Origin of the sequence: Nonomuraea sp. NPDC049504 (assembly GCF_040676845.1) — a bacterium.
Classification (GTDB): domain Bacteria; phylum Actinomycetota; class Actinomycetes; order Streptosporangiales; family Streptosporangiaceae; genus Nonomuraea; species Nonomuraea salmonea.
This window is the reverse complement of the sequence record NZ_JBFAPT010000006.1, coordinates 313,212-326,539: the sequence shown is the minus strand read 5'-3', so window position 1 is coordinate 326,539 and position 13,328 is coordinate 313,212. Positions and strand designations below refer to the sequence as shown.

Here is a 13,328-nt window from a genome sequence, read left to right as displayed (position 1 = left end):
TTGATCGGAGGTTGCGTGTGAGTGCCCAGCCGGCAGCGCCGTCCGCGGCGGAGCCGATGACCCACCGCCAAATCCTCGAAGCCCTCAGCGGCCTCCTGCTCGTCCTGTTCGTGGCCATGATCAGCGGCACCATCGTCTCCGTGGCGCTGCCCCAGATCATCGGCTCGCTGAAGGGCAGCCAGTCGCAGTACACCTGGGTCGTCACCGCATCCCTGCTGGCCTCGACCGCCTCGACGCCGATCTGGGGCAAGCTCGCCGACTTGTTCAACAAGAAGCTGCTGCTCCAGATCTCCATCGTGATCTTCATGGTCAGCTCGCTGGCCTGCGGGTTCGCCCAGAACACCGGCCAGCTCATCGCCTTCCGCGCCGTCCAGGGCCTCGGCATGGGCGCGCTGCAGATCCTCACCCAGGTCGTCATCGCCGCGATGATCTCCCCCAAGGAGCGCGGGCGCTACAACGGCTACCTCGGCGCCGTCATGGCCGTCGCCACCGTCGCGGGCCCGCTGCTCGGCGGCCTCATCGCCGACACCTCCTGGCTCGGCTGGCGCTGGTGCTTCTTCATCGCCGTGCCGTTCACCATCGCCGCCTTCGCGCTGCTGGCCAAGACGCTGCACGTCCCGACCGTGCGCCGGGCCGACGTGAGCATCGACTACTGGGGCGCCGGCCTCATCGCCGCCGGCGTCAGCGTGCTGCTCATCTGGGTGACCTTCGTCGACAACTCCTTCGCCTGGCTGTCCTGGCAGACCCTCGCCATGGTCGGCGGCGGCGTGCTGCTGCTCGCGCTGGCCACGTTCGTCGAGACCAAGGTCCGCGAGCCGGTCGTGCCGCTGCACGTCATCAAGCGCCGCGACCCCGCGCTCGCCATCCTCGCCAGCCTCGCGGTCGGCATGGCCATGTTCGGCGGCGCGGTCTTCCTCGGCCAATACTTCCAGATCGGCCGCGGCTACGGCCCCACGGCCGCGGGCCTGCTGACCATCCCCATGATGGTCGGCGTGCTGTTCTCCTCGACGATCAGCGGCCGGATGGTCTCCAAGAGCGGCAACACGAAGCCGTACATCCTGGCCGGGCTGGTCGTGCTGCTGGCCGGGTTCGCCGGGCTGGCGACCATCGACCACGAGACGTCGCTGGTGCTGGTCTCGATCTACATGCTCCTCGTCGGCGTCGGCGTCGGCATGTCGATGCAGAACCTCGTCCTCGTCATCCAGAACACCGTCCCGCTGCGCGAGATCGGCGCGGCGAGCGGCGCGATCACCTTCTTCCGCTCGCTCGGCGGCACCGTCGGCGTGTCGGTGCTGGGCGCGGTGCTCGCCAACCGGGTGGCCACGAACATCGCGGAGGGCCTGGCCAAGGCCGGCATCCCGGTGACCGGCGGCGGCGAGGCGGGGCGCAGCCTCGACATCGCCTCGATGCCCGAGCCGCTCAAGGGAATCGTCAGGGCCGCCTACGGCGACGCGACCGGCCACATCTTCATGGTCTCGGTCGGCATCGCGCTCGTCGGCCTGATCGCGGCGTTCTTCCTCAAGCCGGCCAAGCTGCGTGACAGCCTCGACCTGCCCACGCCGCCGGTCAAGGACGAGGCCCCGACCCCGGCCTGACCGTCAGGAAAGCCCGGAAGGCCGCGTCCCCGTCTCGCCCGCGGGGACGCGGCCTTCCGTTTCACCGCGGCAGGACGGACCGTACGGCCGCCTCCGTCCGCGCGACCACGGCCGTTCCGTCGCCGGCGGTGATGATCGGCCGCTGGATGAGCACGGGGTGGGCGGCCAGCGCCTCGATCCACCGCTCGCGGGCGGCGGCGTCGCGCGGCCACGACGCCAGGCCCAGCTCACCCGCCACGGGCTCGCCCGTCCTCGTGATGTCCCACGGTTCGAGGCCCAGCCGGGTCAGCACGTCGCGCAGCTCGCCCGGGGTCGGCGGGTCGTCGAGGTAGCGGCGTACGGTGTAGCCGGCGCCCTCGGCGTCGAGCACGGACAGCGCGGCGCGGCACTTGGAGCAGGCCGGGTTGATCCAGATCTCCATGGCTCCCGACAGTACCGGGGGTCTCATCACTTCTTCCCGATCAGGTCAGCTCTCCGCCCGGCGCCGCCGGGACCCGCGCGCTCCCCGCCTATACAGGTCCGATGAGAGCCGTACGGATCGTCACGGGGATGGGCCTGCTGGCCGCGCTGCTCGTCCCGGCCCAGGCCACGGCCGAACCGGTCGCGCCGCGCCCGCTGAACCTGGTGCTGGACGGCCGGTCGTTCACCCTCGACGACGCCTTCGCGATCTTGGGGGGCCGCCCCGTCGCGGCCAGGATCGCGCCGTCCGCGCAGGCCACGATGGCGCGCACCAGGGCGGGCGCGCTGGCCGCGCTGAAGGACGGGCAGCGGGTGTACGGCTGGAACCAGGCGCTCGGCCCGCTCAAGGACCGGCCGCTCACGCCGGAGCAGGCCGAGCAGTTCCAGCGCAACGTGCTGCGCTCGCACGCCGCGGGGGTCGGCGAGCCGCTGCGCGACGACGTGGCCAGGCTGGCGCTGATCGTCAAGGCCAACCAGATGGCCAGGGGCAGGTACGGCGTCCGCCCCGACGTGCCGCAACGCCTGCTGGCCCTGGTCAACGCCGGGGTCGTGCCCCTGATGCCGCAGATCGGCTCGCTCGGCACCGGCGACCTGCAGCCGCAGGCCGCGGCCGGGCTGGCGGCGATCGGCGAGGAGGCGCCGGTGCGGTACGGCGGCGAGGAGGGCCCCGCCTCCGCCCTGCTGCCCAAGGCCGGGCTGCCGGCCGGCTTCACCCTCCAGGCGGGCGAGGCGCTGCCGATCGTCAGCGGCAGCACGGTCGTGGCGGCCCTGCTCATGGACGCCGTACGCCGGGCCACGGTGCTGGCCGGGCAGGCGGAGGGCGCGCTGGCGCTGTTCATGGAGGCGACCAGGGCCGAGCAGGGGGCGCTGGACGCGCGTACGCACAAAGAACGGCACATCCCCGAGGAGAACGCGGTCGCGGCGCGGCTGCGGGCGATGGTGGCGGGCTCGGGCTGGATGACGGAGGAGGGCCGTAAGCGGCTCGACCCCGAGCACTACGAGCCGCGCGTGCAGGACGCGGTGTCGGTACGGGCCGCGCCGCACATCCTGGCCGGGCTGCGGCACGAGCTGGCCGACGCCCGCCGCACTCTGGTCCGCGAGGCGAACTCCGCCACCTCCAACCCGCTGGTCTTCAGGAAGAAGCAGGGCGCCGGGTACGAGTTCGTCATGGGCGGCAACTGGGACGCCTCGATCATGGGGCACCTCGCCGACAGCATGAACGCGGAGATCGCCGACGTCGCCGTCCTGTCACAGGAGCTGTCCGGGCGGCTGCTGTCGCCCCGGTGGAGCTACGGCCTGCCGCCGAACCTCGCGGGCGGCACCCCCGGGCTGAACTCCGGCATGGTGCAGGCGCAGACCGTGGCCGCAGCGCTGATCCCCGAGCTGCAGGTCAGGGCCACCCCGGCCGGTACGCTGTCCCGCCCGGTCAAGGACGGCCAGGAGGACCACAACACGATGGCCATGGCCTCGGCCCGCCACCTGCACGAGAACCTCGACCGGCTGGAGGTCGTGCTGGCCGTGCAGTACCTGATGGCGGCCCAGGGCATCGACCTGATCGCGGAGAAGATGGCGGGCCTGCCGCTCGGCCCCGCCGCCCGCGCGCTGCACGCGGAGCTGCGCCGGCACGTCGCGCCGCTCGGCGCCGACCGCTACCTGACGCCCGACCTGGAGCGGGTCGTCGCGCTGGTACGCGGCGGACGCCTCCTGCCGCCGGGCGCCCCCCTTCCTTGACAGATCCTGACAGTCCTGACCTGCGACAATTCCCGATCCCGCGATATCGGCTCGTTGCTTTCTCAGGTAAGGGCTCTACAGTGGGCTCTCGCCAATGCCCCGACCGACGCATGAGGGAGCAGCAACGCGCATGTCCGCCACCCCTCGGGACCGTGCCGACCGCCAGGTGCCGCGCGTCCGCGGCAACGACTACCGCGTCCTGCGGCCGCCGGAGGACTACACGCCCCGGCTGCGGGTCAGCGTGGTGATCCCCGCCTACGGCGCCCAGGACAAGCTGGACCTGGTGTTGCAGGGGCTGGCGCGGCAGACGTACCCGGCGGAGCTGACCGAGGTCATCGTGGTGGACAACGGCAGCTCGCCGCCGCTGCGGGTGCCCGAGGGCAGCGCCGCGCGCCTGGTCGTGTGCGAGCGTCCTGGACGGGCCGCCGCCCGCAACGCCGGGCTGGCCGCGGCGGACGGCGACGTCATCCACTGGCTCGACTCCGACGTGGTGCTCACGCCGGGCGCGCTCGCCGCGCACATGCGCTGGCACCACGCCGCGCCCTACCTGTCGGTGACCGGCTACATCCGCTTCACCAGCGCCGAGCTGCCCGACGAGCTGCCCGACGACCTGGAGGCGGCGTTCGAGCCGGCCGAGCCGCACGCCTGGCTGGTGGGCCTGGTGGAGCGCACCGACGGGCTCACGAACAACCCGGTGCGCCCGTTCAGCCTGCACGTCGGCGGCGCGACCTCGGCGAGCAGGCTGCTCATCGAGGCCGCGGGGCCCATGGACGAGGAGCTGATACTCGGGCAGGACACCGAGATGGGCTACCGGCTCGCGCAGGCGGGGGCGGTGTTCGTACCGGAGCCGGCGGCCCGCGCCTACCACCTCGGGCCGACCATGCGGATGCGGCACCAGAAGCGCATCGACCGGGTCAGCCACGCCTTCGTCGCCGACCGCATCCCCACCTACCAGTGGCTGCGCGGCCATCCCGGGCGGCAGTGGAAGGTGCCGCAGGTGACCGCCGTCGTCTCCGGCACCGCCGGGTACGAGGCCGTGCGGGCGAGCGTGGACGCGCTGCTCGCCTCGACGGTGGCGGACCTGTCGGTGGTGGTGACCGGCCCCTGGGACACCCTCGACCGCGACCGCCGCGCCCCGCTCAAGGACCCGAACCTCGACCTGGTGCTGGTCCACGGCCACTACGAGCACGAGGGCCGGGTACGCCTGGCGACGGCCGAGGAGGTGGACCCGTCGACGCCGTTCGTGCTGCGCCTGCCCGCCGGGTGGCTGCCGGGCGAGGACAGCGTGGCGCGGCTGCTGAGGCTGATGCGCAACGAGGGGCTCGGGCTGGTCAGGGTACTGCTGGAGGAGACCGCCGACGGCGTGGCCGAGGCGCGGCTGGAGCGCGTGTCGTCGTTCGCGCGGGCCCGGCTCGTCGCGCGTCCCGGTGAGCCGCTGGACGACGCGGTGGACGACGTGTCCGGGGTGCGGTGGGTGACCGGCGAGGAGTACGCGTTCTCCGCCGCACCCGCAGAGGGCCTTCCCGAGGTGGTGGGGCGGCGGGCGGCCTACAAGGCGCGGGTGCGGGCGGAGGCCGAGGTCGCCAGGCTGACCGAGGAGGCCGACCGGCTGCGCGGGCAGGTCGACAAGTGGCGCGAGGAGGCGGGCAAGTGGCGTAAGAGCGCCGTGGAGCTGCGGCGCGAGGTGGGCACGCTGCGCCGCGAGCTGCACGCGGCGCAGCGCCGGCAGCCCGCCGCGCCGACGACACTGACGGGCCGCGTCAAGCGCGTCATCCGCCGCCGCGTCCTCGACCGCCTCCCCGCCAACGGCCGGCAGCCCTCGCAGGACACCGCCCAGCAGCCGGAGCCGAAGGCCGGTGAGCAGCAGGGAAGCAGCTAGGCGGTCAGCGTGTCCTCACTGCGCGAGCGGCGGGAAGCAGTCAGACGGTCAGCGCGTCCTCCGCGGGTGAGCGGGGCCGGCGTCGGACGATGGGGGGATGCGATCCGTCCCTCGCCTGCCCGTGCTGACCATGGCGCTGGCCTCGGGAGCCGTCGACGCCTTCACCTTCCTCTCCCTGGGCCAGGTGTTCACCTCGAACATGACCGGCAACCTGGTGCTGCTGGGCGTGTCGGCGAGCCGGGGCAGGTTCGCCGACGCGGTGGGCTCGCTGGTGGCGTTCGTCGCGTTCACCTGCGGGCTGGCGCTGGCGTTCCGGTTCACCCGCGGGGCGGGCGGGTGGGCGGTGCGCACCAGGCTGACGGTGGCTGCGGAGGCGGGGCTGCTGGTCGGGCTGCTGACGGGATGGGCGCTGTCGGGGCCGCAGCTCGTGCTGATCGCGACGGCCGCGCTGGCCATGGGCATGCAGAGCGCGGTGACGCACCGGCTGCACACGTTCATCGGCTCGACGACCTTCATCACGGGCGCGCTGACCAGCACGATCGCCCGCCACCTCACCCCGGGCACGGGGCCGCCGCACGGGCCCGAGCTGGTGGCGGTGCTGGGCGCGCTGGTGCTCGGCGCGGCCGGCGGCACGCTGCTGGTCGTCCTGCTCCCGCTGGCGGCGCCCGCGCTCGCGCTGCTCGCGGTGACCGTCACGCTGGCCGCCAGCGCGTACGCGTGACGCCTCATGGACGTCACCGCGTGGCGAGCAGGCAACGGCGGGATCCAGGTGGATGCCGCCGCCATGGACCCACACCCGGATGCCGAACGAGCGCGGCTCGCGCAGCCGGCCACACCGGACGCGCCCTGGCGCAGGTGGAGCCCGTACCTGAGCGACATGGCGGGACCTCGTGCTGTTCCACGACTACTTCCACGACTACTTCCACGGGGACGACGGGGCCGGGCTGGGCGCGGCGCACCAGACGGGCTGGACGGCGCTGGTGGCGGTCCTCATGATCATGGGCGGGAGGTGGTCGGCGGCCGGCTTCCGTCCCTGATCAGGAGATCAGGCCCAGGCGGCGGCCGGCCACCGCGAAGGCGGTGGCGATGCGGTCGAGCTGGGCGTCGGTGTGCAGGGCCGTGGCGCTGACCCGGATCAGCGCCCGGCCCTCCGGCACGCTGGGCGGCACCATGGCGGTGGCGAAGACGCCCTCGGCGAACAGTTCCCGCCACAGCAGGCAGCACGGCACGATGTCGCCGACGTGGACGGGGATGATCGTGGTGGGCGAGCCGCCGGTGTCGTAGCCGAGCCCGGTCAGGTCGGCGCGCAGGCGGTCGGCGGCGGCCAGCGCGCGGCGGCGGCGCTCGGGCTCGGTCTCGATGATGTCGAGCGCGGCCAGGGCGGCGGCGGTGCTCGCCGGTGAGAGGGCCGCCGAGTAGACCATCGAGCGCGCGTGGTGGCGCAGGTAGACGATGACGTCGGCGGGCCCGGCGACCGCGCCGCCCGTCGTGCCGAAGCATTTGGAGAAGGCCAGCGTGTGCAGGTCCACGGCGCTCTCCAGGCCGAAGTGCTCGGCGGCGCCGCGGCCTGCCGCCCCTAACAGGCCGATGTCGTGGGCGCCGTCCAGGACGAGGCGCACGCCGTACCGGCGGGCCAGGGCGGCGGTGCCGGGCAGGTCGCAGAGCGTGCCGGTGGTGGAGAACATGCCCTCGGTGAGCACGAGCGCGGCGGCGGCCGGGTCGCAGCCGTCGAGCAGCCGGTCCAGCTGCTCCATGTCGTTGTGGCGGTAGCGGCGCAGGCGGGCGCGGGAGACCCGGACGGCGTCGATGAGCGAGGCGTGGATGAGCTGGTCGGCGAGGACGGTGTCGCGCGGCCCGGCCAGGGCGCCGAGCGCCATGTTGGCGAGGAACCCGCTCGGCGTCACCATGGCGGCCTGCTGCCCGAGGAACGCCGCCAGCCTCGACTCCAGCGTCTCGTGCAGCGCGAGCGAGCCGTTGACCAGGCGCGAGCCCGACGTGCCGGTGCCCAGGCGGCGCACCGCCCGGCAGGCGGCGTCCTTCAGCCTGGGGTCGGCCGAGAGCCCGAGGTAGTCGTTGGACCCGGCCGACACCAGCACCCGCCCGTCCACCAGCACCTCGCCGGTGGCCAGCCGCTCCTCCACCGGCCGGTAGTACGGGTTGGCGCCCATCTCGGTGACCGGCTCGAAATCCTCATGGAGCCGGCACCTGGCGAACGCGTCGAGCATCATCACGACCCTTCTGCGCGGCGGCGTACCAGACGCGCGCCAGTCTGCCTCTTCTCGCGCTCCGGCGTCGTGTCGCGGGACGGGAGCCGGGTAGGGGGCGGCCATGTCGGAGCTGCTGACCGGAGACTTCTACCAGTTCGAGAGCCTGCTCGCCGACGACGAGCGGCGGATGCTGCTGCGGGTGCGCGAGTTCCTCAACGACAAGGTGGTGCCCATCGCCAACGACTGCTGGGTGCGCGCCGAGTTCCCGATCGACCTGGTCAAGGGGTACGCGGAGCTGGGCGTCGCCGGGCTCGCCCTGCCCGAGTGCCCAGGGTCGAAGCCGAGCGGCCTGCTCAGCGGGTTCCTGGCGCTGGAGATGGCGCACGCGGACCCGTCGATGGCGACGTTCTTCGGCGTGCACACCGGCCTGGCCATGCGCAGCATCGCCGCCTGTGGCTCGCGGGAGCAGCGCGAGCGGTGGCTGCCGGCGATGAGCAGGATGGAGCAGATCGGCGCGTTCGCGCTCACCGAGCCGGAGGGCGGCTCCGACGTCGCGGGCGGCATGCGGACGACGGCCCGCCGCGAGGGCGACACGTGGGTGCTCGACGGCGCCAAGCGCTGGATCGGCAACGGCACGTTCGCCGACCTGATCGTGGTGTGGGCCAAGGACGTCGAGGACGGGCAGGTCAAGGGATTCGTGGTGGAGAAGGGCACGCCCGGGTTCACCGCCACGAAGATCGAGAACAAGATGGCGCTGCGCACGGTGCAGAACGCCGACATCACGCTGCGGGGCTGCCGGGTGCCCGAATCCCACCGGCTGGCCGGCGCCTCCTCCTTCCGCGACACCGCGAAGATCCTGCGCAGGACCCGCAGCGGCGTCGCCTGGCAGGCGGTCGGCATCATGATCGCGGCGTACGAGATCGCGCTGCGCTACGCCGGTGAGCGCGAGCAGTTCGGCCGGCCGATCGCGGCGTTCCAGCTCGTGCAGGACCTGCTGGTCAAGATGCTGGGCAACGCCACCGCCTGCCTCGGCATGGTGGTGCGGCTGGCGAGGATGCAGGACGACGGCGTCTACCGGGACGAGCACTCGGCGCTGGCGAAGGCGTACTGCACGTCGCGGATGCGGGAGGTGGTGGGCTGGGCGCGCGAGCTGCTCGCGGGCAACGGCATCATCCTCGACTACGACATCGCGCGGTTCGTGGCGGACGCGGAGGCGATCTACTCCTACGAGGGCACCCGGGAGATCAACACGCTCATCGTCGGGCGCGCGGTGACGGGGCACGGCGCGTTCGTCTGATCGTGATCGCTCATTTGACCGGTCCTGCGATCGGTCATTTGATCAATTACCCGGATTCGTCACTGTGCGTGGATGTGACGGCGGTCACGGTTCACGAATCGTGTGTTGACAAAGAGTCAACACGTCATTCGCGATGATTCTTCGCATCCGTACCTTGAAGTACATCTGCCCCATCGGCATAGTGGACGAACCACAAGCGCACCGGTCGTGGCGGGCAACCTCGGGGGCGGCAGCACGTCCACGACTGCCCGGCAGCGCACACTCGCGCGGAATTGGATGAAGGATGAGCTCGCCCCCGCCGATCCGTACCAAGCTGCTCAGGATCCTCCTGCTTCCGCTGGTCTCCATGGTGGCGTTATGGGGATTCATCGCTTATTCCAGTGTGGATGAGATCGCCGAGGTCTCTCAGACGCAGGACCGCTGGGAGGCCATCGGCTCGCCGCTGCTCCAGCTGATCGTCGAGCTGCAGCGCGAACGCCAGCTCTCCGCCGAGGCGCCCGGCAGCACGGCCGCGTACAAGCCGCTGGCCGAGCAGCGGCAGCAGACCGACGCCCAGGTCGGCAAGGTCCGCGAGATCGTCAGGACCATCATCGAGGGCGACAGCGACGCGACCCCGGCCCAGGTCGAGGCGATGGTGCAGGCCCTCGACGGGCTCCAGTCGCTGCGGGCCTCCGCCGACGGCGGCGTGCTGGCCCCGACGCTGACCATCATCGAGGCGTACAACAACCTCATCGCGGTGGTGAACCGGCAGTTCACCGACCGCGACGCGCTGAGCGACGTCTCCTCCTACCGCGCGGTGCGCGGCATGGCCGCCTTCAGCGCCACCGCCGAATACCTGTGGCGCGAGCACGCGGTGCTGACCAGCACGATCGCGCAGCGCAGGATGACCCCCACCGACCGCGCCGCGTTCGTGGCCGCCATGTCCAGCCGCCGGCTCCTCTTCGCCAACGCCGAGCGCGACGCCGGGCCCGAGCTGCGGGCCGCCTACGACCGGCTGGTGGCGAGCGAGCCCTACAGGCGCGTGGTCGCGGTCGAGGACGAGCTGTTCACGTTCGACACGGGCGGCGCGCCGCCGGTCACCGCCCGGGAGTGGAAGGGCGACGCCGAGGCCGTGCTGGGCCAGATCAACCAGGCCACGCAGGCCGAGCTGACGCGCGCCGCCGCCGAGGGCCAGAGCCAGAAGGTCGGCGCGTACTGGCGGATCGGGCTGGTCCTGCTGCTCGGGCTCGCGGCGGTGCTGGTGTCGCTGGCGCTGTCGTACCGGTTCGGCCGCTCGCTGGTCGACGAGCTGCTCCGGCTGCAACGGTCGGCCGTCGAGCTGGCCGAGCAGCGGCTGCCCCGACTCGTCGAGCGGCTGCGCCGGGGCGACGACGTGGACCCCGCCACCGAGGCCCCGGCCCTCGACCCGGCCGAGACCGCCGAGGTGGACCGCGTGGCGAACGCCTTCGCCGCCGTGCGCCGCACCGCCGTCGAAGCCGCCGTCGGCCAGGCCGCGCTGCGCAAGGGCGTCAGCCAGGTCTTCCTCAACCTGGCCCGGCGCAACCAGGCGCTGCTGCACCGCCAGCTCGCGCTCCTCGACACGATGGAGCGCAGGGTGGAGGAGCCCGAGGTCCTGGAGGACCTGTTCAAGCTCGACCACCTCACCACCCGCATGCGGCGGCACGCCGAGAACCTCATCATCCTGTCCGACTCCTCCCCCGCCCGCCGCTGGCGCGACCCGGTGCCGCTGTTCGACGTCGTACGCGCCGCCGTCCTGGAGGTCGAGGACTACACGCGGGTCACGGTCGCGCCCATGCCGGACGCGCCGCTGCTCGTCGGCGCCGCCGTCACCGACGTCATCCACCTCGTGGCCGAGCTGATCGAGAACGCCACCGTCTACTCGCCGCCCAACACCACCGTGCAGGTGCGCGGGGTGACGGCGGCCAACGGGGTGGCGCTGGAGGTCGAGGACCGGGGGCTCGGCCTGAACGACGCCACGCTCGCCGAGCTGAACGCCCGGCTGTCGGACACGCCGGAGTTCGACCTGGCCGACACCGACCGGCTGGGCCTGTTCGTGGTCGCCAGGCTCGCGACCCGGCACGGGATCAAGATCATGCTGCGGCGGTCGCCGTACGACGGGACCACCGCGATCGTCCTCCTGCCCGCCTCGCTGCTGGCCGAGGCCGAGCGCCCCGCGCTCACCGCCGGCGGGCAGCCCGCCCTCGGCACGTCGGCGTCGTCGGCGTCGTCGGCGTCGGCGTCGGCGTCGGCGTCGGCGGCCTCGTGGGGGCAGGGGACGAGCACCGCTCCCGAGCGGGGCACCTGGTTCGACGCGCCCGACCGTACGGGCGACCACGACCCGGTCTGGACGCCCGACCCGGCCTGGCTGTCGGGCGGCACCGCGCAGGACCCCATGCCTCCCTCCTCACCGGCCTCCTCACCGGCCTTCTCACCGGCCTCTCCGGCGGCGCCCATGACCGGCTCGGTGCTCGGGCCCGGCACCGACGACGTGGAGCTGCCGATGCGGCGGCCCACCGGCGGCGCCAAGCCCACGCCGGTGCCCGGCTCCGCCAAGCCCGACGGCCCGCCGGAGGCGTGGAGCGTCACGGTGCCCGCCCAGGACGCCGACGAGGATCTCGACGGGCTGCCCATGCGGATTCCGCAGGCCAGCCTGGCTCCCCAGCTCCGTGACTCGGGACGCGTGCACCGTCGCGTCGTCGCCGAGCGCACGCCGGAGGAGCTCGCACAGCTCATGTCGTCCATGCAACGCGGCTGGCAGCAGGGCCGCCGGCAGACGGGGCACGAGCACGACATGTGGAACCGAAAGGACGACCAATCCGATGCCTGACTCCAGAAGCGAACTGAGCTGGCTGCTCGACGACCTCATCCAGCGCGTGCCCGGCATCCGGCACGCCATCGTGCTGTCCGCCGACGGGCTGTCCATGGGCAGCTCCAGAGGCTTGACCAGGGAGGACGCGGAGCACCTGTCCGCCATCTCGGCCGGCAGCCACAGCCTCGCCATGGGAGCGGGACGGCACTTCGGGCTCGGCGGCGTACGGCAGACCATCATCGAGATGGAGGAGGGCTTCCTGTTCGTCACCGCCGCGGGGCAGGGCGCCCGGCTGGCCGTGCTCGCCACGGCGGACGCCGAGCTGGGCATGGTCACGTACGAGATGGCCCTGATGGTCAAGAGGGTCGGCGAGCACCTCTCCGCGCAACCGAGGGGAGCTGCACCGGCACCGGCCTGGAACGGTACGAGACAGTGAGCGGGGACGATCCAGGGCCGCTGATCCGGCTCTTCGGGCTGACCGGGGGCCGGGCGCGGCCCCAGGGGGAGACGTTCGACCTGGTGGCCATCGTCACCACGATCGGCGACGTCCCGGAACCCGCGGACCTCATCCCCGAGCACCGCGCCGTGCTGACGCTGTGCCGCAGGCCCACCCCCGTGGCCGACGTCGCGGCGCACCTGCGGCTGCCGCTCAACATCACCCGGGTCATCCTGGGCGATCTGCGCCGCGACGGTCTCGTCACCATCGACCGCCCACGCCCCGTCGCGCAGACGATCGACGAACGCATCTACAGGGAAGTGCTCCATGGGCTACGCAGTCTCTGAGGCGGGGACGGCGCCGGCCGTCCCCGCACTGGCCATCAAGATTCTCATCGCGGGTGGTTTCGGCGTCGGCAAGACGACCATGGTGGGCACGATCAGCGAGATCCGGCCGCTGCACACCGAGGAGCTGCTGAGCGACCGCGGCATCGGGGTGGACGACACCTCGGGCGTCGAGTCCAAGATCACGACCACGGTGGCACTCGACTTCGGCCGGATCACGATCCGCGACGGGCTGTGGCTGTATCTGTTCGGCACGCCAGGTCAGGACCGGTTCTGGTTCATGTGGGACGAGCTCGCGCTCGGCGCGCTCGGCGCCGTCGTGCTCGCCGACACCCGCCGGCTGCAGGACTCCTTCCCCGCCGTGGACTACTTCGAGCAGCGCGGCATCCCGTTCGTGGTGGGGGTCAACTGCTTCGACGGCGCCCGCCGGTACGAGCCCGGCAAGGTGCGGCGGGCGCTGGGGCTGGGCGAGCACATCCCGATCGTGCTGTGCGACGTGCGGCGGCGCGACTCGGTCAAGGATGTGCTGACGACGCTGGTCACGTACGCGGTGAAGGGCATGTGACCGCAC

12 protein-coding genes are annotated in these 13,328 nt (G+C 72.6%); 10 read left to right on the top strand and 2 right to left on the bottom strand.

Features of this window, described 5'->3' with window-relative positions; genetic code table 11:
• Nucleotides 1-56: 56 nt before the first annotated feature.
• Complete coding sequence (locus tag AB0K28_RS15010) at nt 57-1,595, top strand: MDR family MFS transporter (protein ID WP_345400287.1); 1,539 nt, start codon at nt 57-59, stop codon at nt 1,593-1,595.
• Between the two features lie 61 nt (nt 1,596-1,656).
• On the opposite strand, the gene AB0K28_RS15005 is transcribed toward AB0K28_RS15010, so the two are convergent.
• On the bottom strand, nt 1,657-2,043 hold the full coding sequence (locus AB0K28_RS15005) for an arsenate reductase family protein (protein WP_364369573.1): 387 nt from the start codon (nt 2,041-2,043) through the stop codon (nt 1,657-1,659).
• 74 nt (nt 2,044-2,117) lie between these two features.
• Here AB0K28_RS15005 and AB0K28_RS15000 point away from each other — a divergent pair, with 74 nt between their 5' ends.
• From AB0K28_RS15000 to AB0K28_RS14985, 4 genes are all read left to right on the top strand, one after another.
• Nucleotides 2,118-3,785, top strand: coding sequence for an aromatic amino acid ammonia-lyase (locus AB0K28_RS15000; protein WP_364369570.1), 1,668 nt, complete (start codon nt 2,118-2,120; stop codon nt 3,783-3,785).
• Nucleotides 3,786-3,915: 130 nt separating this feature from the next.
• A complete protein-coding gene (locus AB0K28_RS14995; protein WP_364369567.1) occupies nt 3,916-5,664 on the top strand; it encodes a glycosyltransferase in 1,749 nt (582 codons plus the stop codon).
• A 97-nt stretch (nt 5,665-5,761) separates the two neighbouring features.
• Nucleotides 5,762-6,385: a YoaK family protein gene (locus AB0K28_RS14990; RefSeq protein WP_364369564.1), complete on the top strand. Its 624-nt coding sequence runs from the start codon at nt 5,762-5,764 to the stop codon at nt 6,383-6,385.
• Between the two features lie 169 nt (nt 6,386-6,554).
• Nucleotides 6,555-6,701 (top strand): hypothetical protein, encoded by a 147-nt coding sequence (locus AB0K28_RS14985; RefSeq protein WP_364369561.1) that lies wholly within the window; start codon nt 6,555-6,557, stop codon nt 6,699-6,701.
• Here the strand turns inward: AB0K28_RS14985 and AB0K28_RS14980 are convergent, their stop codons facing one another.
• Nucleotides 6,702-7,892 (bottom strand): pyridoxal phosphate-dependent aminotransferase family protein, encoded by a 1,191-nt coding sequence (locus AB0K28_RS14980; RefSeq protein ID WP_364369670.1) that lies wholly within the window; start codon nt 7,890-7,892, stop codon nt 6,702-6,704.
• Nucleotides 7,893-7,992: 100 nt separating this feature from the next.
• Here AB0K28_RS14980 and AB0K28_RS14975 point away from each other — a divergent pair, with 100 nt between their 5' ends.
• The 5 genes from AB0K28_RS14975 (at nt 7,993) to AB0K28_RS14955 (ending at nt 13,322) form a co-directional block, all read left to right on the top strand.
• Nucleotides 7,993-9,168: an acyl-CoA dehydrogenase family protein gene (locus tag AB0K28_RS14975; protein ID WP_364369558.1), complete on the top strand. Its 1,176-nt coding sequence runs from the start codon at nt 7,993-7,995 to the stop codon at nt 9,166-9,168.
• 283 nt (nt 9,169-9,451) lie between these two features.
• The gene (locus AB0K28_RS14970) at nt 9,452-11,995 is read left to right on the top strand and encodes a nitrate- and nitrite sensing domain-containing protein (RefSeq protein ID WP_364369555.1); all 2,544 of its coding nucleotides are present in this window, start codon (nt 9,452-9,454) and stop codon (nt 11,993-11,995) included.
• On the top strand, nt 11,988-12,413 hold the full coding sequence (locus tag AB0K28_RS14965; RefSeq protein ID WP_345400254.1) for a roadblock/LC7 domain-containing protein: 426 nt from the start codon (nt 11,988-11,990) through the stop codon (nt 12,411-12,413). The genes AB0K28_RS14970 and AB0K28_RS14965 overlap by 8 nt, the downstream gene beginning before the upstream one ends.
• Entirely contained in the window at nt 12,410-12,760 is a 351-nt protein-coding gene (locus AB0K28_RS14960; RefSeq protein WP_364369552.1) for a DUF742 domain-containing protein, read from the top strand. The genes AB0K28_RS14965 and AB0K28_RS14960 overlap by 4 nt, the downstream gene beginning before the upstream one ends.
• Nucleotides 12,741-13,322 carry an ATP/GTP-binding protein gene (locus tag AB0K28_RS14955; RefSeq protein ID WP_364369549.1) on the top strand — a complete coding sequence of 194 codons (582 nt, stop codon included), beginning with the start codon at nt 12,741-12,743 and terminating at the stop codon, nt 13,320-13,322. Before AB0K28_RS14960 ends, AB0K28_RS14955 begins: the two co-directional genes overlap by 20 nt.
• The last annotated feature ends 6 nt before the right edge of the window (nt 13,323-13,328 follow it).